The sequence below is a fragment of the Thioalkalivibrio sp. ALE30 genome, from assembly GCF_000377465.1.
Taxonomy (GTDB): Bacteria; Pseudomonadota; Gammaproteobacteria; order Ectothiorhodospirales; family Ectothiorhodospiraceae; genus Thioalkalivibrio.
On record NZ_KB898168.1, the window covers coordinates 92747 to 114740 of the forward strand.

A 21994-nucleotide genomic window follows, 5' to 3' on the forward strand; every position below is an offset into this window, starting at 1 on the left:
CGCGCCAGCGCGGATCCAGCAAGAACAAGGAAAAGCATGAGCGATCTCACCGACGAAGAAAAAGCCGAACGCATCAAACAGTGGTGGGCGGACAACGGCCTTGCGATCGTGGCCGGCCTGGTCCTCGGGGTCGCCGGCCTGTTCGGCTGGAACTGGTGGAGCGACCGCGAGGAAACCCGTGCCCAGGCGGCCTCGGAGATGTATCAGGCCCTGCAGGTGGCCGGCCAGACCGGGCAGACCGACCGCGCCCAGGAACTGGCCGATGCGATCATCGAGCAGGGCCGGGGCACGCCATACCGCGCGCTGGCCTGGGTCTACCGCGCGGATGTCGCCATCGCCCAGGACGATCACGACACGGCGATCAGCGCCCTGCAGGCCGCGCGCGACGCGGCCCCCGATCGGGGCTACCGCGAGGTGCTGACCCTGCGTCTCGCGCGCCAGATGATCCTGGCCGAGCGTCTGGACGACGCCGAGACCACCCTCGCGGATGTGCGCAGTGAGGCCTTCAACGGCCTGAAGCGCGAGCTGCAGGGCGATCTCGCCCGTGCTCGCGGCGATCGCGAGGGCGCCCGGGAACATTACGAGGCGGCCCTGGACGCGGGCCACAGCCCCGAATACCTGCGCCTGAAATACGAAGAGCTTTCCGTTTGAATGAGGGGGGCGGAGTCTGTCGGACTTGGAACTGATCGGCTGTGCGCGTGGGAGAACGGCCCCTTTGTCCGGTCTCGCTCGTTTCATAGTGGCCACTATGCGCCCGAGAGGCCGAAAAAATGGATTCGCTCTCCCGCCACGCTCGCGACGATCGCCCGAATCCGACAGACTCCTGGGCCGCCCGTCGTTCGCGCGCACCCGCGACACGAACGCGAGTGCGTACATAAACCCTTGTTTCCCTAGAGGATCTGTCGCCCGATGTCAGTGCCTTACCTTGCAAGTCCGGCCATGCGTCTGCTGATTGCCGGCGCCCTGATCCTGTCCCTCAGCGCCTGCGGGCTGTGGCAGCGTGATACCACCGAGCCCCCGGCCGAACTGCCGGAGTTCGAGGCGGAAGGACAGCCGGAACGGCTGTGGTCGCGCTCGGTGGGCAGCGGCGGCGAGCGTTTCCTGTGGCAGGTCTACCCGGGGATCACCGACGACCTTGTGGTGATGACCGACGCCGGCGGACGTGTCTCCGGGCTGAATCCGGAGAGTGGCAGCCAGCGCTGGCAGGTGCGCCTGGACGATGCCCGAGTCTCGGCCGGTGTCGGGGTTGGCGCAGACCTCGCGGTGGTTGGGACCCTGGACGGCTACGCGATCGGCGTGGACCTGGAAGGGGGCGGGGAACGCTGGCGCGCCGCGCTGTCCAGCGAGGTGCTGGCCGTCTCGGACGTCGCTGGCGGGCTGGTGGTCGTGCGCACCAATGACGGCCGTCTGCATGCGCTGGACGCCGCCTCGGGCGCGACCCAGTGGACCGCGCTGCGGACCACGCCCTCGCTGAGCCTGCGCGGCGCCCAGCGCCCGCAGATCACCTCCGGACGCGTGCTGGCCGGGTTCGACAACGGGCGCCTGCTGATGCTGGGGCTTAATCGCGGCAATGTCCTGTGGGAGACCACGCTGGGCATCCCCAGTGGTCGCACCGAGGTCGAGCGCATGGTAGACGTGGACGGCCATATCCCGCTGTATCGCGGTGCGGCCATTGCCGCGAGCTATCAGGGCCGGCTGGCCGCGCTGGATCTGAATTCCGGCGAGCTCTTCTGGACCCGCGATTTCTCGTCCTACCAGGGCGCGGATGTGGACACCGACTCCGACGTGCTGGTGGTGACCGATGCCGAGAGCCACGTGTGGGGCCTGCAGCCGCGCAGTGGCGGCGACCTGTGGCAGATGGACGGGCTGCGCCTGCGCGGGGTAACGGCGCCGGTCGTGGTGGGACCGCATGCGATCGTCGGCGATTACGAGGGCTACCTGCACTGGATCGATCTCGAGGATGGGCGCATCGTCGCGCGGCTGCGCGCGAGCTCGGGTTCCGTGGTGACCCGCCCGACGCTGGTCAACGGGACGCTGTACGTGGTGACCGACAACGGGCAACTGACCGCGGTGAACCCCGCGATTCGGGGCGCCGAGTGAGCCCGCTTAGGCCAGCCGGCTCTGGGTACCGCGGGGGTCGGGAACGCCGATGATCCCGGTGATCGCGCTGGTCGGGCGCCCCAACGTCGGCAAGTCCACCCTGTTCAATCAGCTCACGCGCTCGCGTGATGCCCTGGTGGCCGATGTCGCGGGGCTCACGCGGGATCGCCAGTACGGCATTGGCAAGGTGGGCGACTTCCCCTACCTGGTGGTGGACACCGGCGGCCTGTCGGGCGAGGGCGCGGAAATGGACCGCGCGATGGCCGAGCAGACTCGGCGCGCGGTGGCCGAGGCCGATCACGTGCTGTTCCTGGTGGACGCCCGCGATGGCCTGACGCCGCAGGACCAGGCCATCGCCGACCAGCTGCGGGCGGCCGGTGTGAAGGCCCGGGTGGTGGTGAACAAGACCGACGGTCTGGACGCCGACTCGGTCAGTGCCGAATTCTACGCGCTGGGCCTGGGCGCGATCACGGCCATCGCGGCCGCCCACGGGCGGGGCGTCCAGGGCCTGATGCAGGGCGTTCGCAAGGACGTGGCGGCGGCGCGCCGCGCGGCGCTGGAGGCCGGCGGCGATGAGGCCAGTGAAGCGGCGTCCAGCGACGGGCTCGACGAGGCCTCGCAGCAGGCGGCCCTGGACGACTGGCCGGGCATCCGCGTGGCGATTGTCGGGCGGCCCAATGTCGGCAAGTCGACCCTGGTCAATCGCATCCTTGGTGACGAGCGCGTGGTCGCCACCGATGTCGCGGGGACCACCCGCGACAGCATCTTCGTACCCTTCGAGCGTGACGGCACCGACTACACCCTGATCGATACCGCCGGTGTGCGGCGCCGGGCGCGGGTGCATGAAGTGATCGAGAAATTCAGCGTGATCAAGACGCTGCAGGCGATCGAGGCCGCGCATGTGGTGATCCTGGTGGTCGATGCCCAGTCCGGGCTGTCGGACCAGGATTCGCACCTGCTGGGCATGGTGATCGAGGCCGGGCGCGCGCTGGTGCTGGCGGTCAACAAGTGGGATGGCATGGAGGACCATGCGCGCGAGCGCATCCGGGACGAGCTGGACCGCCGCCTGGGGTTTGTCGACTTCGCCCGCATGCGCCTGATTTCCGCACTGCACGGCACCAATGTCGGGCACCTGCTGGACGATGTGCGCGAGGCGCATGCCAGCGCCTTTCGCAAGGTCTCCACGCCGGAACTTACGCGCCTGCTCGAGGCCGCGGTGGCGGAGCATGCGCCGCCCATGGTCAGCGGCCGCCGGATCAAGCTGCGCTACGCCCATCAGGGCGGGCAGAATCCGCCGGTGATCGTGGTCCACGGCAACCAGACCGATTCCCTGCCGGGCAGCTACAAGCGCTACCTGGAAAACTTCTTCCGCAAGCACCTCAAGCTGGTCGGGACGCCCCTGCGCCTGGAGTTCCGGTCCGGTCGCAATCCGTATGCCGGCCGGCGCAACAAGCTGACTCCGCGGCAGCAGCAAAAGCGCAAGCGCCTGATGCGGCACGTGCGCCGCTGAGTCCAGGATGACCTCGGCGCCTCTCGCCAGCCCGGCCCATGACCCGGACCTGTCGGCATTCGCCAGGGTGGTCGAGCCGTTCCGCGTGATGGACATCCTCGCCCGGGCCCAGGAGGCCGAGCGCAACGGGCGCGATATCATCCATCTGGAGGTCGGGGAGCCGGATTTCCCGACGCCGCCTCCGGTGATTGCCGCCGGTCGTGCGGCGCTGGCCGCCGGGGATACGCGCTACACCCCCGCCCACGGGACCCGCGCGCTGCGCGAGGCACTGGCCGCCGACTACCGTCGGCGCCACGGTGCCGATGTGGATCCCGAGCGGATCGTGATCACGGCGGGCGCATCGGCGGCGATCCTGCTGGCCCTGGCGGCCGGGGTGAATCCGGGCGAGGAGGTCCTGCTTCCGGACCCGGGCTACGCCTGCAACCGGCAGTTCGTCGCCGCGCGTGGCGCGCTGCCCGTGGGCCTGCCAGTGCACGCCGAGGATGCCTTCCAGCCGACGCCCGAGGCCATCGCCGGGGCATGGGGCGGGAATACCCGGGCGGTGCTGCTGGGCTCCCCGGCGAACCCGACCGGGACCTGCCTGTCGCGCGAACGCCTGACCGCGATCGTCGAGGTCGTGCGCGAACGCGGCGGGCTGGTGATCATGGACGAGATCTACGCCCAGATCGTCTTTGACCACGCCGAGCCCAGTGCCGCGGCCGGTTTCCCGGACGTGGTGGTGATCAACTCCTTCTCCAAGTACTTCGCGATGACCGGCTGGCGCCTGGGCTGGATGGTGGTGCCGGAGACCTGGGTGGACCCGGTGCGTCGCCTGGCGCAGAACCTGTTCGTGGCCCCGGCCACGATGGCCCAGACGGCGGCGCTGGAGGCCTTCACCCCGGCGACCGAGGCCCTGCTGCAGACGCAGGTGCGCGAGCTGGAACAGCGGCGCGACGTGCTCCTGGACGCGCTTCCGGGGCTCGGGCTCGAGGTCCAGGCGCGGCCGGAGGGGGCCTTCTACATCTATGCCGACTGTACGGCTCACGGACCGGACTCCGAGGCGCTTTGCGCGCGCATTCTCGACCAGGCCGGCGTGGCCCTGACGCCGGGTACGGATTTCAGTCCGACCCGGGGGCGAGATTACCTGCGGATCGCCTATACCCAGTCCGAGAGCCGACTGCGCGAGGCCGTGGAGAGATTGCAGACCCTGCTGGGTTAGTGACTCCAGATTTCCTAAAGGCGGGGCAGGTGGCTGCCGAAGGACGAGAGCTGCCAGAACAGCAGCAGGAGTGCGACGGGGGCCACGAAACGCAGGGTCCAGCGCCAGGTGGCCAGGACAAGCGTCCGGTGCGGCAGCTCCTGCGCCGCGATGTGCGCCGGGACCACCCAGCCTGCGAACACCGCGATCATCAGCCCGGAAAGGGGCAGCAGGATATTGATCGAGGTGTGTTCCAGCAGGTGGTAAAGCGTTGGCAGTTCGCGCCCAAGTAGCGTGATATCGATTTGCGCCCATTCCGCCCCGCTGAAGGAAAAAATGGTGATCAGGCTGCACGCCCCGATGCTCAGCGTGGCCGTAAGGGACGCCCACCAGTGCCCAAGCCCGAAACGTTCGTGGAGCAGGTGCACGAAGACCTGAACGCCGGTGATCATCGTGCCGAAGGCGGCAAGGCCCAGCATGACGAAGAACAGCACGGTCAGGAGCGCGCCGGCCGGGATCGCGCTGAGCGCCAGGGGCAGGGCTTCGAACATCAGAGCGGGGCCGGCCGTGGGATCGAGATCGAAGGCGAATACAACGGGAAAGATCGCGAGCCCCGCGGTCAGGGCAATCAGGGTGTCCGCGATTGCGATGCCGGCGGCGGTGCCGCCGATCGAGATCTCCTGTGGCAGGTAGGCCCCGAACATCATCAGCACGCCGGCCGCGAGGGTCATGGTAAAGAAGGCATGACCGACGGCGATCAGCAGGCTGCGCGGCTCCAGTGCCGCGAAATCGGGCCAAAACATGAAGGCGGCCGCGCTGCGGACGTCGCCGATCCACAGGCCGCTGGCCATTGCCAGCAACAACAGCGCGAACAGAAGGGGCATCAGGACGCTGACGCTGCGTTCCAGGCCGCCGCGCAGCCCCAGGCCGAGGATCAGAAAGGTGGCACCGATCCCGAAGGCCGTCCACGACAGCATTCCGCTGGCCGAGGTGGTGGTGGCCACGAAGACCGCCCGTACCTGTTCGCCATCGGCCTGGGAAAAGGCCCCGGCCGCCGCCTGCGGGATGTAGGAAAACACCCACCCCGCCACCACCACATAAAAGCCCATGATCACGAATGACGCTAGGATCCCGATCCAGCCCACCATCTGCCAGCCATTGTGCGCCCGGCTCTCGCGGGCTACGGCCAGCGCCGCATAGCCCGGTGACCGGCGCCCGCGCCGGCCGATCATGACCTCGGCCATCATGACCGGGATACCGATTACGGCAATCGCCGCGAGGTAGACCAGCAGGAACGCACCCCCGCCGTTCTCGCCCAGGATATAGGGGAACTTCCAGATGTTGCCCAGCCCGACGGCCGAGGCAGTGGCGGCCAGCACGAAGGCATAGCCGTGCCGCCAGCGGATGCGGGTGGCGGTGATATCCATGCCGCGTGGGCCCGGTCAGGTGATGACGTCGGGTTTCTCGCGGCGGGTCAGGCCGGGGATGTCGCCGAGCCGGGAGGCGGCCTCGATCAGCGGACGCAGCAGTTCCTGCGGGTCGGCATCGAGGTGTTCCGGATGGGTCTCGTGCTGCTCGATGTACAGGCGCAGCGTGGCGCCCTCGGTGCCGGTGCCGGACAGCCGGAAGACGATGCGGGCACCGCTCTCGAACAGCACGCGCAGGCCCTGGTGCTCGGTCAGGCTGTTGTCCACCGGGTCGCGGTAGGCGAAGTCGTCCGCGCGCGCCACGCGCATGCCGGCCAGGGATTGCCCCGGCAGCACCGAGAGCTGTTCGCGGATGCGCGCCATCACCTGTTCGGCGCGGTCGATCTCCACGGCCTCGTAGTCGTGCCGGGTGTAGTAATGGCGTCCGTACTGGCGCCAGTGATCGCGCACGATCTCCTCCACCGACAGGCGCCGGGCCGCCAGCAGGTTGAGCCAGAACAGCACGGCCCACAGGCCGTCCTTTTCGCGCACGTGGTCGGAACTGGTGCCGAAACTTTCCTCGCCGCACAGCCGGATGCGTCCGTCGTCCAGCAGGTTGCCGAAGAATTTCCAGCCGGTCGGGGTCTCGAAGCAGGGGAGGTCCAGCTTTTTGGCGACCACGTCTACGGCCTGACTGGTAGGCATGCTGCGCGCCACGCCCTTCAGGCCGTCGGCAAATGCCGGGATGTGGTGGGCGTTGGCCGCCATGATCGCGAGGCTGTCCGAGGGCGTGACGAAGAAATGCCGGCCGAGGATCATATTGCGGTCGCCGTCACCGTCCGAGGCGGCGCCAAAATCCGGGGCATCGCGGCCGTACAGGGCCTCGCGCAGCTCCCGCGCGTGCGACAGGTTCGGGTCCGGGTGGCGGCCACCAAAGTCGGCCAGCGGCTCGGCGCGCAGGATGGTCTCGGCCGGGGCCCCCAGGCGGTTGACCAGGATCTCCTCGGCATACGGGCCGGTCACGGCATGCATGGCATCGAAGCGCATGCGGAAGTGATCGGAGCGCAGGAGTTCGCCGATGCGCTCGAAGTCGAACAGGGTGGCCATGTAATCGGCATAGGTCCCGACCGGATCGACCACCTCGACGGCCATGTCGCCCAGCTGTCCGGTGTGCAGGTGATCGATGTCCACGTGCTCGGTGCCATTGGCGATGCGGTAGTGCTGGATGCGGGTGCTCTGCTCGAAGATGGCGTCGGTCACCGAGGGCGGGGCGGGGCCGCCGTTGGCGGTGTTGAGCTTGACCCCGAAATCGCCCTCCGGGCCTCCCGGGTTGTGCGAGGCAGACAGGATCAGGGCGCCCGTCGCCCCGCGCGAGCGGATGAGGTGCGATGCGGCCGGGGTCGACAGGAGGCCGGCGTGCCCCACGGCGACCTTCTTCACACCGTTGGCCAGGGCCATGCGCAGGATCAGCTGGATCGCCTCGCGGTTGTGGAAGCGCCCGTCGCCACCCAGGAGCAGTTCGCCGTCCTTCAGGTCGGGACAGGCGTCGAAGATGCTCTGGATGTAGTTCTCGAGGTAGTGCGGCTGGCGGAACTGGCGGACGCGCTTCCGCAGGCCGGAGGTGCCGGGCTTCTGGTCGGAAAAGGGCCGGGTGGTGACGACGCTTATGTCCATGGGGTCGCGGATCCTTGTTGGTCGATTCGAAGGTACCAAAAACCCCGGGGGGTGTCCCGCCTGGCACTACTGGCGCTCGCGGCGAAGCCGCCCTGGCCTGTTAGACTGCGCGACATGTTGCTGGAGCGTCAGACCCCGTCCCACCTGGAACCCAGGCCCGAGAGCTTCGCGGCACTGATGGAGATGTACGAGGAGAACTACCTCGCGCTGCGCCGTCTGTGTCCCGAACTCGAGCGGCAGCCGGTGCGTTCGGTCTCGCGGGTGGCGGGCGCGCTGGATCTGTACCTGGAGGTGCTGGAGCGCACCCGCTATACCACCACGCTGCACCTCACCTACCGGTTCGATCATCAGGGTGAACGCCGCGAGCAGCCAGACATGCGCGTGCGCCTGTTCCATGACGCGCGCCAGGCCGAGGTGCTGGAGCTGCACTGCCGGACCATCGGGGACGGTGCCGTCCCGGAGATGCTGAGCGGCCACCCGGGCCTGGTCTGTCGCTGGCGGCACAACCGGTTCCTGTACAAGTGGCTGCGCTACTGCCTGCGCCAGGGGCACCGCTTCCTGGCGGATACCGAGTCGCAGGTGGCCGCGGTCGAGTAGGTCGAGCAGGCGGTCGTGGTCGCGGCCTACTGACAGGCCACGGGCCGGGGCGCGATCGCGTCGTTCTCCAGCAGGCGGTGCAGCGGGGCGGGCTGACCGAACAGGAAGCCCTGCATCATCGGACACTCCAGCTTGCGCAGGTAATCGCGGTGGGCGTCGGTCTCCACCCCCTCGGCCACGATGTTCATGTTCAGGCCGCGCGCCATGGAGATGATCGCGTTGACGATGCAGGCCTCGTCCTCGCGGCAGATGGTCTGCGTGAAGCTGCGATCGATCTTGAGGGTATGGATCGGCAGCTTCTGAAGGTAGCTGAGGGACGAGTAGCCGGTGCCGAAGTCGTCCACCGCGATCTGCACGCCGGCGGCCCCCAGCCGGTTCAGTTTGTGCACCGTGTCCGGGGTGTCGCTCATCAGCAGGTTCTCGGTGATCTCCACCTCCAGCAGATCGGGCGGGAAGCCGGCCTCGCCCAGGATGCCCAGGAAGTCCTCGACGAAATCGTCGCGCTCCACCAGTACGGGGGAGAGGTTCACGGCCAAATGCAGTTCCGGATAGCCCGCCTGCATGTGCTGCTGCACCTCGCGAATGGCGGTGCGCAGGGTCAGGCGGTCGAGATCCACGATCAGGCGGGTGTCCTCGGCGACCGGGATGAACTCGGCCGGGCCCAGCAGCCCCAGTTGCGGGTGGTCCCAGCGAATCAGAGCCTCGACGCCGACCATCTGGCCGGTTTCGGTGTCGACCTGAGGCTGATAGAGGATATGGAACTCGTCGCGCTCCAGGGCGCGGCGCATGTCCTGTTCCAGCTGCAGCCGGCGCGGGGGATGGCCGCCCATGTCCGGGCTGTACACGCGCACCCCCGTCTTGCCGGTGCTCTTTTCCCGGTACATCGCGATGTCCGCGTTCTTGATCAGGGCCTCGAGGTTGTCGCCGGCATCCGGGTAGATCGCGATGCCGATGCTGGCGCCGACGAACAGCTCGTGGTCGCCGATCTGGAACGGGGCCTGCAGGCTCTCCAGGATCTTCTCGGCGACCTGGATCGCGGCCTCGCTGCTGGCCAGGCCCGGGATCAGCAGGGTGAACTCGTCGCCGCCGAAGCGCGACAGCGTGTCCCCCTTGCGGATGCAGCCCTGCAGGCGCTGCGCCACGCCCTGCAGCAGGCGGTCGCCGACCGTGTGCCCGAGCGAGTCGTTGATCACCTTGAATCGGTTCAGGTCGATAAACAGCACGGCCAGCTGCGTGCCGGAGCGATGGGCGTGCGAAATGGCCACATCCACGCGGTCGCGGAACAGGGCGCGGTTGGGCAGGCGGGTGAGCAGGTCGTGGTAGGCCTGGAAGTTGATGAAGGCCTCGGATTCCTTGCGCTCGGTGATGTCGCGGGCGGTGCCGTAGGTCAGCGCCTCATGCCGGCCCTCGGCGTTTTCGTCCCCGGCCCCGTTGGGCCACACGGCGACCTCGAAGAAGTGCCGGGTGTGGGACGGGCGCGCCGGTTTCAGGGCGAGCTCGACGGAGCGGATATGGGCCTGGCGGCGGGTGGCCTGTTCGAAGAAATACGCGGCCTTGTCGCGGTCCTCGGGTTCGACCAGGTCCAGGATGGAGGACTCGAGCAGGTCCTGACGGGCATAGCCCAGCAGTTCGTGGACGCGCGAGTTCACGAAACGGAAGCGGTGTTCCGCATCCAGCACGAACACGATGTCGGGCGAGTTGTTCACGATCATGCGGTGCAGGCGCTCGGATTTCTCCAGACGCGCGCGCATGGCGCGGTTGGCGTCTTCCAGCGCCTTGTGCTGCAGCGCGTTGCGCACGGTCGCCAGCAGTTCGGCCGGTTCGTAGGGTTTTTTCAGATAGTCGTGCGCGCCCTCGCGCAGGGCCCCGGCGACGTCCTCCACGGTGCTGTTGCCACTCACCACCACGGTCAGGGTTTCCAGGCCGGCGGCCTGCATGAACCGCAGAACATCGAGACCGTCGAGTTCCGGCATGGCGAGATCGAGCAGCAGCAGGTCATAGTGCTTTTCGCGCAGGGCCTCGATGGCGGCGCCGCCACCCGGGGCGGTGCGTACGGGATAGCCTTCCAGACTCAGCAGGCCCCGCAGGCTTTCGAGCAGGCCGGGATCGTCATCGGCGATCAGGATGCGGACGGACTGCGGGTCGATCGGCGTGTCGCGGTCGGTCATCAAGGCCTCAGGGCGTCATGATTGCGTCATCCCTGATGCGTCCGCTGTCCCCTGTGTGACCAGGGGCAGGGTGATTTCGAAGCGCGTCCCGGCGCTTGTGCTGGTAAAGGTGAAGCCCGCACCGATCTCCTCGGTCAGGCGCTTGACGATGCTGAGCCCCAGGCCGGCATGCCCCGGCCCCTTGCTGGACGCCACCGGCGCGAACGCGGCGGCCTGGACCGCCGGTGGCAGGCCGGGTCCCTTGTCGGTCACCGACAAGGGCACTACGCGGCGGCCGTTGACCGTGGTCGGGGCGCGGGTGGCGATACTGATCTCGCCACCGTTCTCCTGCGCCTCCGCGGCGTTCTTCAGCAGATTGGTCAGGATCTGGCGCAGGTGATCCGCCGACACGGACAGCGGCGGGTCCGAGGGGCTGAGGTCCAGGTGGAGTTGAATGCCCCGGGTCCGGCACAGGGACCCGTCGACGATGTCCGCGACCTGGCGCACCAGCGCATTCAGCGAGCCCGGTCCGGTCTCTCCGCCCGCGGCGGCTTCCGGATCGCGCAGGCGCAGCAGGATGCGCCCAACCCGGTCGATCTCGTCCTTGATGAGGCCCAGCTCGTGGCGGGCCTCGTGCTCCGCACCCAGCTTGTGGTGCAGCACGCCCAGGTAGTTCTGGATGATGCTGAGCGGGTTGCCGGCCTCGTGCACGGTCTCGCGGATGCGCTGTTCGGTAGCGTCCGTGTCTCGGGCCTCGGGGCGTGGCTGCGTCAGGGCGCGTGCGATCTCGCGGGTCAGGGAGCGGATGAAATCGCTGCGGGGTTCCAGGCCCTCCGCCTGGCCGTGCGTCAGCCCGAGGATCAGCACGCCGGCGGGCTGCTGACCCTCGGCCAGCAGCGGAAAGCTCCACAGGCGTTCCGCCTCGCACAGGCGGAACAGCTGCTGGTCGATCACCGGGAGGCCGGCGGCGTTTTCCTCCTCGTGACGCAGGATTTCGCGGTCCAGCAGGGTGTCGGTGACCAGGCTGCGCCCGGGCAGCAGCGGCAGGGTGAAATCGGGTGTCTCGTCATCCTCCACCCAGGCGGAGACCGACTGCTGGTCTTCGTCGACCAGGAACAGCAGGCTCTGGCTCACGCCCAGGGTCAGAAACAGGGTGCGCCGTGCGGCCAGGCAGCGGTCCTGCAACCGGGTCGCGCGGGCCATCTCCGCGTTGATCCGTTCCAGTTCGGTGAGGTCCCGGACCCGTGCCCCGAGGGCGCGTTCGGCCGCCCGGTCGGCCGATTCCGGCCCGTCCTGCGTCTCTGGACCCGACGCGGGGGCGTCGAGATCGATCTCGAGTGAGCCGGCGATGCGCCGGACATCTTCGGCCACCCGTTCGCGCAGGGCCCGTGCCAGACCCTCGTTCAGGCCGAACAGCGTGTCGGCGGCGGCCAGCGCCGTTTCGTTGCAGGTGGCCTCGGTGCTGGCCGCGAGGGTGGCCGGAAGGCAGGCCATGGCATGTGCCAGGTTCACCAGCTTCACCAGGTGGTGGGCATCACGCACGCGTTCGGCCGGCTCCAGGTGGTAGCGCACGGCATCGGCCACGAAACGGCCGAGGCCCCAGGTCTCCAGGCAGTCGCCGCCCAGCTCGCCGTAGTGGCACCCGAAGCTGTTGCGTTCCAGGGCCACCAGGTGCGGGTCATCCTCCGCCGCCTGCAGCAGGGGCCAGTAGTGGCCCTCGTCTCCGGCAAGCCGGATCAGGCGGCCGATGTCGATCAGCAACCCGGCCAGGTAGGCCTCTTCCGGGCGGGGGTAGCGGGTCAGGGTCGCGAGGACCTGGGCGAGGCTGGCGGTGGTCAGGGCGCGGCGCCAGACTACGCGCAGGTAGCCGCGATGCCGGGGTGCGAACTCGCCGAACAGCTGCTGGATGGCGGCGGTGAGCGCCAGACTGCGCACCGTATCCAGGCCCAGGCTGAACAGGGCGCGGTCGATGGTGCGGCAGGGCGAGCCACGGTAGTAGAAGGGGGAGTTGGCGGCCTGCAGCAGGCGGCCGGACATCCCGGCATCCTGCAGGATGGCGCGGGCGAGGGACTGGAAATCGGCTTCATCTGCCTGGGTGGCATCAAGAACGGGGATCAGCGCCTGGGGCAGGCTGGGTAATGCGTCCGTTGCCGTGTTGACCCTCGCCATGCTGTTCCCCGGAGACGCTGTAGCCGACCCGCCGTCTCAGTTGCCCGAACCGCGAACCCGGTGTTGGCACCGTGTGGCGCCTGCGCGCCGGGCCGCTCTTGATAACCGACTATACTGTGCGGTATTCGGACACGCTACCGGACGGGGTAGACCGGCCGTGAGTTCGCCGTCATCCTTTACCGATCAGGGTTTCCTCAATCCATGCCGATGAGTGTCATGCAGGGAGCCGCAATGTCCGATCGCAGTGCCTCGGCGGATTCGCGATCCGCAGCGGTGGCGCGGCCACGGGTCCTGGCCGTGGCCAGTGGCAAGGGTGGCGTGGGCAAGTCCAGCCTCGCGGTGAACCTCGGGATTACCCTGGCGCGCCGGGGGCGGCGGGTGTGCATCCTCGACGGCGACACCGGGCTGGCTAACGTCAACATCCTGCTGGGGCTGCGTCCGCAACGGGGGCTGCCCGAGGTGCTGGCCGGGGAATGCGGCATCGAGGAGATCCTCCTGGACGGGCCCCATGGCCTGCGGATCATCCCGGGCGCCAGTGGCATCCGCGAATACGCCGAGCTCTCCGAGGCCCACCAGCAGCGCCTGGTCACGGAGCTGGCGCGCATCGAATCGGATTTCGACGACCTGTTGCTGGACACCGCCGCCGGCATCGGCGACACCACGCTGGACTTCCTCGCGGCCAGCCATCAGGTCCTGCTGGTGCTCACCCCGGAGCCGACCTCCCTGACGGACGCCTTCTCCCTGCTGAAACTGGCCTTGCGACGGCAAGCGCTGGATGTACGGGTGGTCGTCAACATGGTCGCGGACGTCGCCGAGGCGCGCAGCGTGTTCCAGCGCTTCGGCAACGCGGTGGAAAAATACCTGCATACGCGGGTCGATTTCCTGGGTTTCGTCCAGCGCGACGAGAGCCTGCGCACGGCGGTCACCCTGCAGCACCCGGTCGCGCTGTTTGCCGAGGGCGATCCGTCGTTCCGCCCGTTTCAGCGCCTGGCCAACGCGCTGGACGACGACCCGCCGCAGGGGCCCGACGCGGCCTTCAGCCGCTTCTGGCGCGGGCGGCTCGAGGGGTCTCCACCCGCTCCCCGATCCGCTGTCGGTTCCGCCGGGGATGACGGATTCGAAGCCACGGCCCCGCCGGCAACGGCGGTCCAGGAACCCGTGGATTCCCCGGCCGGCGAGACGCCCCCGCCCGAGGCGGATGCCGATCGGGCCCTGGACCAGTTGCACAGGGCCTTCGAGACCGCGCTGGAGGTGGCGCACCCGGAAGCCCTGGCCGAGGTCCTGAACACCCTGCACGAGCAGTACCGGGCGCGCACCGGGCGACCGGCCATCAAGGGGGTTGAGCCTTCGGTCGATGCGCCGCCGGAAGGGGCGGCCACCCCCGAGGTTGCGGAGGATGTCGCATTGGGTGAGGCGCAGGGCCCCGCCGATCCGCCGAGCCCGCGGGCCCCTGCGGAGCGGGATGCCGTTCCGGTTGCCGATACGCGGACGGCCGCCCCGCCACCGGACTTCGGCTGGCGTGCTGCGGACCCGGACGCGGGTATCCCGGGGCCGCAGCGGACATCCCGTGCCCCGGGCTTTGATCACGAGCGGTTCGGATCCCAGGAAGCGCTGCTTGCGCGGCTACGCGAACTGGAGGGCCGGGACGTAGACCTGGCGGCGTTTCTGCGCCGCCTGTGAAGGGCGCGACGGGCGCGACGGGCGCCTATCGGGGGCCCAACAGCAGCCAGGCGATCAGTCCCAGAAGCGGCAGGAACAGCAGGATCAGGATCCACAGCAACTTGACGACCGGGCCGGCGGGGCTTTGCGCGGTGCGCACGATGGCTTAGGGAAACACTGATCAATGCACACGCTCGCGTTGGCACCCCAGGTTTTCCGAGACAAGGCGCGGTGCGCAGCGGGTAGTGGTTCTACCCGCAAGTGGCGCAACGCAGGATCGGGGAACCTGGGGTGCCAACCCCACAAGCCATTGACAGCAGGGGCTCGGCCGCTTTTGCGCGCGAACGGCGTTGCGGTTCCCTTGTGCAGAATGACTGCACGGCAGTCACCGCGCCTTGTTCCCACGCAAAAGCGACTCGAGCGCGAGTGTGTGCATTGATCAGTGTTTCCCTAAATTACGATCAGCAGCCAGACGAGGCCCAGAATGCCGGTAACTTCGATGCCCATGGGATGCTCCTTGCGGGTTGGATGCGTGGCCCGACCGAAACGCACGCCCTGTTTGAAGGCAGGAGCAGGTCTCTCCTGTCCAGGTCCCTGATAGCACGGGCTTGGGCGGGTGCCAACTCGGGCGGCGAAAAATGTGCCGGGCGCCGCGAACCGATACCCTGTGCCGCAACCGTCATTGAACGCCCCGGAAGGAGGCCCATGAAGATCTGGGTGGATGCGGACGCCTGTCCCGCTGTGATCAAGGAAATCCTGTTCCGCGCGGCGAAGCGGACCGGGACGCCGATGACCCTGGTGGCCAACCAGCCGATGCGCACGCCGCCGTCCAAGCTGATCGACTCCATCCAGGTGGGTGCCGGGTTCGACGTGGCCGACAACGAGATTGTCCGGCGCCTCGCGGCGGGCGACCTGGTCATCACGGCCGATATCCCGCTGGCCGCGGAGGTGATCGAGAAGGGCGGCCAGGCGCTCAATCCGCGCGGCGAGCTCTATACCCGCGACAACATCCGCGAGCGCCTCAGCATGCGCGATTTCATGGATACCCTGCGCGGGAGCGGCGTGGACACCGGCGGTCCCGCCTCCCTGGGCTCGCGCGACCGCCAGGCCTTCGGCAACGCCCTGGACCGCTGGCTTGCCCAGCACGCCCGCTAACGCACGGCGCGCCGCAGTACCTAAACCCGCAGTTGCCGGATCAGCCTGAGGGTCTCCTCCGCCAGTTCCACCCAGTCTTCCCGTGGAGCGAGGTGTCGCCGTTCGCCCGGGTCCAGTGCCCCCGTGGCCTTCGGGCCGGCGCTCGCGCGAGGCCGGGTCATTCGCGAGGGCGAGCGGGAGCGGTTCTGATGTGCCGAATTCATGCGAGGGAGCGTCCCTGTCGGGTGCGTGTGCGGGTCGTCATTCCCGGGTAACGGCAGCGAACCGTCTCGCTTGAGCCTGTGATTCGCGGGTGAATCGGCACGACGAATGCCCCTTTCGTTAGGCTGTATGGAGAAGGATGCGGCATGCGCCGTGAGCGGAACCGGGAGAAACGATCGTGTGGAAGGGGATGAAGGCCCTGATTCTGGGGTTGGTAGCGTCAGCCTTGTTGGTAGCCTGCGGTGGCGAGCGCGTGGCGCCGGTAACGCTGGAGCAACTGGCGGCGTCGGCTCCGGCGTTCGACGGCGAGCTGGTGGAAACCGAGGGAGTGGTGAACCGCTTCGACGATCCCGAGCATTACTGGCTCGAGGACGACGCCATCAACCGGGTGGCGGTCACCCCCGGTTCGGCGGTCCGCGACCACCTGGGCGAGAACCTGCGCGTAGTCGGGCGCTTTTCCTATCACCCGGAAGAAGGGCGGCGGATCGAGATTGACCCGGCCGCCACTGCGGCCCTGCGTGCATCCGCCCGTTGAACGAATCTGCTGCCTGAACCCCGGGTTTTGCCAAGGGAGACGCAATGACACATTGGATTGATGTAGCCCCGGTCGGGACGATCGAGGATGGAGACCATCGCCTGGTGGAGACGGCGGATACCGAGGTCGCCATCTTCAACCTCGGCGGCGAGTATTTCGCGGTGGAGAATCTCTGTACCCACGAGGATGTACCCATCGCCGACGGCGAGATCGACCCCGACGACTGCATTACCTGTCCGATGCACGATGCCCAGTTCTGTCTGCGCACCGGCGAGGTCATGGAGCCGCCGGCGGAAGAGCCGCTGACCCGGTTCCCCGTGCGCATCGAAGGCGACATGGTCCAGGTGGGCGCGCAGCCACTGGACGACTGAATCGGGCTAGGGAGAAGCTGATTTAATCGCGCGCAAAAGCGACTCGATCGCGAGCGTGTACCTTGATCAGTGTTTCCGTAGGATCGAGCCGGAAGCTGCCCCGGATGCTCTGCTTTTGCCGCGCCTGTACACTATTGGGTGCCTCACGTTGAACTTACGGGGGCAATCGCGCGGCTAGACGAGGGCACCCAAGCAATGGCAGGCACGGAGCAGAAAGGCCGGGAAGGCCCGGGGGCCGATCCAGCGAAGCTTTGGTCGGGACTGGCTGGATTGTCGGATGCGCAGCGCCAGCAACTGGCGCGTGGCATCGTTCCACGAGTGGCGGACCACCTCGACCGCTGCCTGGAGGCGATCGCCCGGGACTGGACCGCCGGCGGCAAGGATTCCGAAAGCAGCGAGTGGGCCAACCAGCTTCAGGGCTATCAGTTCGTGCTGCGCCGCCAGTTCGAGGAGGCCCTGGAACGGGACTTCCTGGCCACGACCTATCCCCCGAAGTACGAATTCTCCGGTTCCAGCTACGCGGGCGACAACTCCGGGTTGCAGATCCTGGACGATTACCAGTCCACCCGCCGCTCCCTGCGGCACAAGCTGGAAGGGCTTGTCCGCGAGCACAATCGCTATTCCTGGTTCGTCTTCCTGCAGGCGGCGCGCGAGGAGGATCGCTTCGAGCACCCCGGCTGGGCGCCGTGGTCGCCGCTGAACTGGTACGAGCGCCTGATCGAGACCGCCGAGGCCCAGTTCGGCCGTACCGACATGACCCTCGATCTGATGCGCGGGTATGTGCGCTGCCTGGGCAGCACCGCCGCGCCGACCCTGGCCTTCGTGGTCGAGACGGTGGAGTCCTGTGGGCTGGTCCGCGAGCCGGTTTCCGAGGAACCGGATGGCGATCTGGACCGGCCGGCGGCTCGCGCGAGCTGGGGCGCCGCCAGCGCCGAACCGGCCCCCGACGGCGCGGCGGCGCCCGCGACCGAGGCGGACGAGGCGGCCACTTCGGAAGCCGGCGCTGGCGTGGGCGTGGCGGCCCGCGCGCCGATGCCCGCGGCGGATGCGGCCCCGGAGGCCTGGCAGCAATGGGCGGCGTCCTCCGGCTGGCTGCTGGCCGCCGGCGGGGCGGGTATGGGCCCGGCGGCGGGCGCCGGTGGCTCGGCGGTCGAGGCCCCCCTGGAGGACGTCATCACGGGTGTGCTGGCGGGCGTGTTCGCCGAGGTGTCGCGCCAGCTCGAGTGCCATCCCGAGTTCCGCGCGATCATGCTGAAGCTGCAACCGCTGCTCGCGCGCGTGGTCAGCCGCGATCTCGAATTCTTCCACGACTCCGCCCACCCGCTGCGTGAATGGGTGGGCAGCCTGATCAACACCGGTGTGCGCATCAGCCCCGACAACGGCGCGGAGGATGCCGCGCTGGTCAAAGGCTATCTCGACGCGATGCGCCAGAGCGTCGAACGCCTGGAAAAGGAGGTCGATGTCCTCGATCGCGCCGGCGCACAGGCCCTGCGCGAGGAATGGGATACGGCCCGGGCGGAGCAGGACGCGCACTGGCAGGCGCAGGCGGACGCACTTGCCGAGCCGATGTGCGAGAAGGAACGCGCCGCCCGCGCCCGACGCACCCTGACTGTATGCGTGCTGGAAACCGGTGCCGAGCTGCCGGAGCGCGCCGCCGAGCAGATCGCCGAGGCCTGGGAAGACCTCCTGGCCGTGGACGAGGCGGCCGTGCAGGTCCTGGACGCCGAGGTTCAGGAGGTGGTGCGGGCGATCTGCAACGGGGTCACCCCGCAGGAAGTCAATCCGCTGGTGCAGAAGATCGTCGCCACCGCCCGCGAGCATGGCGCCGACGAGGCGCGCATCAAGGCGGTGGTGCAGCACCTCGGGCAGGCGCACCTGCAGCGTATCCGTGCCGCGGCCGACGAGCCGCGCTTCGACCCGCAGGCACGCATCCAGGCGCGTCGCGCCACGCGCCTGGAGGACGACGACCCGGATCTGCTGACCGAACTCGACGACCCCTGGGTCTTCGATGCCAGCCGGATGCGCACCGGCGAGTGGTTCGAACTGGTCGACAAGGCCAGCGGGCAGCTGCACCGCATGGGCCTCGTGTGGCGCGGCGAGGCCACGCGCGGCTATCTCTTCCTGTCGCTCGACCAGGGCGCCAGCCGCCGCCATTCCCTGCAGGGCGTCGCGCAGGAGCTGCGCGAGGGCCGCATGCGCCCGCTGCCGACCGACAACCCGCTGGATGCGCTACTGGGCTGATTCGGATCCCGCCTCTCACGAGGTCAAGGGCGTTTGGCACCACGAAGCGCACGAAGGCACGAAGAAGGGCAAGGGCGGTTTACAGGAAGGTTTGAAGGTTGGAAGGGATGATGGGCTGGAGGGCCTGGGGCTCGCAGGGTTTCGGCGAGTCGCCTTGCCCCGGAAGGCTTGCCTCCGAGATGAGTGATGCCGGAAGAATCGATCCGGCCGTTGTTATTCCTTCCAGCGTCCTTCCCTACTTCCTGTAACCCGGCTTTTGCAGTTCTCTGTGCCCTCCGCGCTCTCTGTGGTGAAAAATGCCTTAGGAGACACTGATTGAATCGCACGTCCGCGTTGGTGCCCCCCAGTTGTTCGAGACAAACGTTCCGAGACAAGGCGCGTCGTGCAGCGGGTAGTGGTTCTACCCGCAAGCGGCGCAACGCAGGATCGGGGAACAGGGGGCACCAACCCCACAAGCCATTGAAAGCAGGGGCTCGGCCGCCCGTTGTTATCAAAAACGGGCGCGCGCACAGCGTTGCGGTTCCCTTGTGCAGAATGACTGCACGGCAGTCACCGCGCCTTGTTCGCACGCAAAAGCGACTCGAGCGCGGACGTGCGATTCAATCAGCGTCTCCTTAGGCGTTGCCCCGGGGGTCGGGCAGGCGCACGCGCAGGTGGGTTGCGCCGATTACGGCGGCCGGGACCAGCAGCAGGTTCACCACCGGCACCATCGCCAGCAGCGTGGTGCCGGCCCCGAAGCTGAGCGTCTCCAGCCGGTGGGCGCGCAGGGTCTGGCGGACCGCCGCAAACTCCAGGCCGTCGTTCGCCAGCGGGGCTTCCATGAATTCGACGGCCAGGACCCAGCTGCCGAACAGGAACCACGCCAGTCCGGCCAGCAGGTTCAGCCCGGGGATCACCGTGATCACCAGGACCGGGATGAACAGCAGGGCGTAGTACCCGGTTTTGCGCAGCGCGGTGATGCTCGCGTGACCCATCTCGCCGAGAAACGAGCGCGCCGGCTGGCGCGGTTCGTGGCCCAGGCCGCGGGCGGTACGGTAGGCCAGCGGGCCGGAGAACGGGCTGGCGATGATCGCGGCCAGGGCTACTGCCGATACCGCAAAGGCCACCAGCAGCGCCAGGGCGAACAACGGCCATAGCAGCCAGGCCAGCCAGTCCCAGCCACTCGGGAGCCACGCGGCCAGCAGCGCCTCGAAGCCAAGTGCGGCCGCCGCCGCAAGCCCGATCACCACCACGATGTTGATGATCAGGGGCCCGATCACCAGGCCCCGCAGGCCCGGCTCGAATACGCGCGAAAGCCCGCGAAAGGGTGCCAGGAACGCGAACAGCGGGGTCAGGCGGAGCGAACGGGCCGGCACGGTGGGCTCAGCGGCGCACCCCGAAGATCGCCAGCACCAGCCCAACGACGGACATCACGCCGCCCGCGATCAGGTACCAGCGCGTCTCGTCCGTGTAGCGCCCCATGAATTCCTGGTGCAGCTCCTCGCCCAGGCTTTCGGTCGCGTTATAGCCCATCACCAGCAGAATGATCCCGCCCACCAGCAGGGCAATCCCGAGAACTCGCGTCCAGTGCATGTCGTATCCCTTTGTTGTGGTGTTCCCTTCGGAATGTAGCATCGATCACCACCATTAGGCCCTGCCCCCGGATTTCCTGTAGGAGGCCAGCCCTCTGGCCGATGGGATGCTGGTGATGCCCCCCATCGGCCAGAGGGCTGGCCTCCTACATGGGTCTTGTCGGCACAGGAGACGGTCAGTTCGTGAAGCCGGGCTCCAGACCCACGCCGATGCGCGCGAGGCGGGCGGCTCCGCGCGCCGCGTCGTCATCCGCGGCCGGGGTGACCGGGCATTCGAGGATGCGGCTGCGGATGCGGGTCCATACGGGGTTTCGGGCGCCGCCGCCGAGCGAGACCACGTGCTCCACGCGCGGGGCGCCCAGTTCGGTCAGGCGGCGGTAGCCGTCGCGCTCGATGCGGGCGATCCCCTCGAACAGCCCTTGCAAGAAGCGCGCGTCGTCATCGGGGCGGGGGGCGAGACACGGCTCCAGTTCGGGATCGTTGACCGGGAAGCGCTCGCCGGTTCGGGGCAGGGGCCGGTAGTCCAGCCCGCTGTCGTTCTCCGAGTCGATGGTGTCGCTCAGTCGCTCCAGCGCCGCGTCGTCGAAGTACTGGCGCAGTACGGCGCCGCCACTGTTGGAGGCGCCACCGACCAGCCAGCGTCCCAGCAAGCGGTGGCTGTAGATCCCCAGTTCCGGGGCGTAGATCGGCTCCGGTGCCAGCTGCTTGAGTACCAGCGTCGAGCCCAGGCTGGTGACCCCGGTGGTGTCATCGGCGACGCCGGAGGCGAGAAATCCGGCGATGCTGTCGGTGGTGCCGGCCACCACCCGGCAGGCCGGGTTCAGGTGCAGTGCCTCCGCCATCTGTGGGTCCAGGGGGCCCAGCACGGTGCCGGCGGGGACCACCTCCGGCAGCAGGGCGGCGTCGGTCCCGAGGGTCTCCTGCAGCCAGTTCGGCCATCCCCCCCACAGGGCGTCGTAGCCCAGTTTCAGGGCGTTGTTTTCGTCCATGTGGTCGAAGCGCCCGCGCAGGCGCCCGGCGATCCAGTCGGCCTGGTGCAGGACGCGGCGCACGCCCGAGAGTCCCTCGTGGCGACGCAACCACAGCAGCTTCGCGGCCGAGGAACTGGGGCTGTGCACGGCGGAAGCGGCCGGGGCCACCCCGGCCAGCACGGGCAGCATGTCGGTGGCCCGGGCATCGTTGTACATAAGAGCCGGGTGGGTCGGGCGTCCATCGGCGTCCAGGCGCAGCAGGGTCGCCGAGGTCCCGTCCACCGCGATCGCCGCCGGCTGGCCGTTCAGATGCGTAGCGGCCTCGCGCAGCAGCTCGCGCACATGGGACCACCAAAGGGCCGGGTTCTGCTCCGCCCGCTGCTCCTCGCCACCGACCGAGGCCGGCAGCGCCCGCTGCGCGGCATGGATCCGCTCGCCCGCCGGGTCCAGCAGCACGAGCCGGATCCCGGAGGTGCCGAGGTCGATGCCGATGGCGTGCATCGCGCGCGA

17 protein-coding genes and 1 pseudogene are annotated in these 21994 nt (G+C 68.5%); 10 read left to right on the forward strand and 8 right to left on the reverse strand.

Features of this window, described 5'->3' with window-relative positions; genetic code table 11:
- The first annotated feature begins 36 nt into the window (after nucleotides 1-36).
- The 4 genes from D107_RS0100450 to D107_RS0100465 all read left to right on the forward strand — a co-directional run bounded on the left by D107_RS0100450 (nucleotide 37) and on the right by D107_RS0100465 (nucleotide 4808).
- Nucleotides 37-651 (forward strand): tetratricopeptide repeat protein, encoded by a 615-nt coding sequence (locus D107_RS0100450; protein ID WP_018866817.1) that lies wholly within the window; start codon nucleotides 37-39, stop codon nucleotides 649-651.
- A 288-nt stretch (nucleotides 652-939) separates the two neighbouring features.
- Nucleotides 940-2100 carry an outer membrane protein assembly factor BamB gene (bamB, locus tag D107_RS0100455; RefSeq protein WP_018878358.1) on the forward strand — a complete coding sequence of 387 codons (1161 nt, stop codon included), beginning with the start codon at nucleotides 940-942 and terminating at the stop codon, nucleotides 2098-2100.
- A 49-nt stretch (nucleotides 2101-2149) separates the two neighbouring features.
- Nucleotides 2150-3610: a ribosome biogenesis GTPase Der gene (der, locus tag D107_RS0100460; protein ID WP_018878357.1), complete on the forward strand. Its 1461-nt coding sequence runs from the start codon at nucleotides 2150-2152 to the stop codon at nucleotides 3608-3610.
- Between the two features lie 7 nt (nucleotides 3611-3617).
- Entirely contained in the window at nucleotides 3618-4808 is a 1191-nt protein-coding gene (locus tag D107_RS0100465) for an aminotransferase class I/II-fold pyridoxal phosphate-dependent enzyme (RefSeq protein WP_018880479.1), read from the forward strand.
- 14 nt (nucleotides 4809-4822) lie between these two features.
- On the opposite strand, the gene D107_RS0100470 is transcribed toward D107_RS0100465, so the two are convergent.
- Together D107_RS0100470 and D107_RS0100475 are read right to left on the reverse strand one after the other, a co-directional pair.
- Nucleotides 4823-6214: a sodium-dependent transporter gene (locus D107_RS0100470; protein WP_018878355.1), complete on the reverse strand. Its 1392-nt coding sequence runs from the start codon at nucleotides 6212-6214 to the stop codon at nucleotides 4823-4825.
- 15 nt (nucleotides 6215-6229) lie between these two features.
- Nucleotides 6230-7867, reverse strand: a complete 1638-nt coding sequence (locus D107_RS0100475; RefSeq protein ID WP_018880480.1) for an alpha-D-glucose phosphate-specific phosphoglucomutase — start codon at nucleotides 7865-7867, stop codon at nucleotides 6230-6232.
- Between the two features lie 114 nt (nucleotides 7868-7981).
- Between D107_RS0100475 and D107_RS0100480 the strand changes: the two genes are divergently transcribed.
- A complete protein-coding gene (locus tag D107_RS0100480; RefSeq protein ID WP_018866811.1) occupies nucleotides 7982-8464 on the forward strand; it encodes a DUF1249 domain-containing protein in 483 nt (160 codons plus the stop codon).
- Nucleotides 8465-8490: 26 nt separating this feature from the next.
- On the opposite strand, the gene D107_RS0100485 is transcribed toward D107_RS0100480, so the two are convergent.
- A complete protein-coding gene (locus D107_RS0100485; protein ID WP_018880481.1) occupies nucleotides 8491-10632 on the reverse strand; it encodes an EAL domain-containing protein in 2142 nt (713 codons plus the stop codon).
- A 15-nt stretch (nucleotides 10633-10647) separates the two neighbouring features.
- Nucleotides 10648-12780: an HDOD domain-containing protein gene (locus D107_RS0100490; protein ID WP_026280701.1), complete on the reverse strand. Its 2133-nt coding sequence runs from the start codon at nucleotides 12778-12780 to the stop codon at nucleotides 10648-10650.
- A 231-nt stretch (nucleotides 12781-13011) separates the two neighbouring features.
- Between D107_RS0100490 and D107_RS0100495 the strand changes: the two genes are divergently transcribed.
- Complete coding sequence (locus tag D107_RS0100495; RefSeq protein ID WP_018880483.1) at nucleotides 13012-14460, forward strand: MinD/ParA family protein; 1449 nt, start codon at nucleotides 13012-13014, stop codon at nucleotides 14458-14460.
- Nucleotides 14461-14485: 25 nt separating this feature from the next.
- On the opposite strand, the pseudogene D107_RS13430 reads toward D107_RS0100495, so the two are convergent.
- Nucleotides 14486-14605, reverse strand: a pseudogene (locus tag D107_RS13430) (PLDc N-terminal domain-containing protein); the annotation flags it as partial.
- Nucleotides 14606-15144: 539 nt separating this feature from the next.
- On the opposite strand from D107_RS13430, the gene D107_RS0100510 reads away from it, so the two are divergent.
- The 4 genes from D107_RS0100510 (at nucleotide 15145) to D107_RS0100525 (ending at nucleotide 18942) form a co-directional block, all read left to right on the forward strand.
- The gene (locus D107_RS0100510) at nucleotides 15145-15594 is read left to right on the forward strand and encodes a YaiI/YqxD family protein (protein WP_018880485.1); all 450 of its coding nucleotides are present in this window, start codon (nucleotides 15145-15147) and stop codon (nucleotides 15592-15594) included.
- Between the two features lie 391 nt (nucleotides 15595-15985).
- Nucleotides 15986-16330 (forward strand): hypothetical protein, encoded by a 345-nt coding sequence (locus tag D107_RS0100515; RefSeq protein WP_018878348.1) that lies wholly within the window; start codon nucleotides 15986-15988, stop codon nucleotides 16328-16330.
- 44 nt (nucleotides 16331-16374) lie between these two features.
- On the forward strand, nucleotides 16375-16701 hold the full coding sequence (locus tag D107_RS0100520; protein ID WP_018875713.1) for a non-heme iron oxygenase ferredoxin subunit: 327 nt from the start codon (nucleotides 16375-16377) through the stop codon (nucleotides 16699-16701).
- A gap of 270 nt (nucleotides 16702-16971) precedes the next feature.
- Nucleotides 16972-18942: a DUF1631 family protein gene (locus D107_RS0100525; protein WP_018880486.1), complete on the forward strand. Its 1971-nt coding sequence runs from the start codon at nucleotides 16972-16974 to the stop codon at nucleotides 18940-18942.
- A 614-nt stretch (nucleotides 18943-19556) separates the two neighbouring features.
- Here D107_RS0100525 and cysZ read toward each other — a convergent pair.
- From cysZ to D107_RS0100540, 3 genes are all read right to left on the reverse strand, one after another.
- Nucleotides 19557-20297, reverse strand: coding sequence for a sulfate transporter CysZ (gene cysZ, locus D107_RS0100530; RefSeq protein ID WP_018875711.1), 741 nt, complete (start codon nucleotides 20295-20297; stop codon nucleotides 19557-19559).
- Between the two features lie 7 nt (nucleotides 20298-20304).
- Nucleotides 20305-20514: a DUF3185 family protein gene (locus D107_RS0100535; RefSeq protein ID WP_018875710.1), complete on the reverse strand. Its 210-nt coding sequence runs from the start codon at nucleotides 20512-20514 to the stop codon at nucleotides 20305-20307.
- Between the two features lie 175 nt (nucleotides 20515-20689).
- Nucleotides 20690-21985, reverse strand: coding sequence for an FGGY-family carbohydrate kinase (locus D107_RS0100540; RefSeq protein ID WP_018880487.1), 1296 nt, complete (start codon nucleotides 21983-21985; stop codon nucleotides 20690-20692).
- Nucleotides 21986-21994 lie beyond the last annotated feature (9 nt).

Bases quoted from the DNA above. Each gene is read 5' to 3' on its own strand.
- D107_RS0100485 (WP_018880481.1), bottom strand. From the start codon at position 10,632: ATGACCGACCGCGACACGCCGATCGACCCGCAGTCCGTCCGCATCCTG.
- D107_RS0100480 (WP_018866811.1), top strand. From the start codon at position 7,982: ATGTTGCTGGAGCGTCAGACCCCGTCCCACCTGGAACCCAGGCCCGAG.
- D107_RS0100470 (WP_018878355.1), bottom strand. From the start codon at position 6,214: ATGGATATCACCGCCACCCGCATCCGCTGGCGGCACGGCTATGCCTTC.
- bamB (WP_018878358.1), top strand. From the start codon at position 940: ATGCGTCTGCTGATTGCCGGCGCCCTGATCCTGTCCCTCAGCGCCTGC.
- D107_RS0100475 (WP_018880480.1), bottom strand. From the start codon at position 7,867: ATGGACATAAGCGTCGTCACCACCCGGCCCTTTTCCGACCAGAAGCCC.
- D107_RS0100535 (WP_018875710.1), bottom strand. From the start codon at position 20,514: ATGCACTGGACGCGAGTTCTCGGGATTGCCCTGCTGGTGGGCGGGATC.
- D107_RS0100510 (WP_018880485.1), top strand. From the start codon at position 15,145: ATGAAGATCTGGGTGGATGCGGACGCCTGTCCCGCTGTGATCAAGGAA.
- D107_RS0100540 (WP_018880487.1), bottom strand. From the start codon at position 21,985: ATGCACGCCATCGGCATCGACCTCGGCACCTCCGGGATCCGGCTCGTG.
- D107_RS0100490 (WP_026280701.1), bottom strand. From the start codon at position 12,780: ATGGCGAGGGTCAACACGGCAACGGACGCATTACCCAGCCTGCCCCAG.
- D107_RS0100520 (WP_018875713.1), top strand. From the start codon at position 16,375: ATGACACATTGGATTGATGTAGCCCCGGTCGGGACGATCGAGGATGGA.
- D107_RS0100450 (WP_018866817.1), top strand. From the start codon at position 37: ATGAGCGATCTCACCGACGAAGAAAAAGCCGAACGCATCAAACAGTGG.
- D107_RS0100465 (WP_018880479.1), top strand. From the start codon at position 3,618: ATGACCTCGGCGCCTCTCGCCAGCCCGGCCCATGACCCGGACCTGTCG.
- D107_RS0100495 (WP_018880483.1), top strand. From the start codon at position 13,012: ATGTCCGATCGCAGTGCCTCGGCGGATTCGCGATCCGCAGCGGTGGCG.
- D107_RS0100515 (WP_018878348.1), top strand. From the start codon at position 15,986: ATGAAGGCCCTGATTCTGGGGTTGGTAGCGTCAGCCTTGTTGGTAGCC.
- der (WP_018878357.1), top strand. From the start codon at position 2,150: ATGATCCCGGTGATCGCGCTGGTCGGGCGCCCCAACGTCGGCAAGTCC.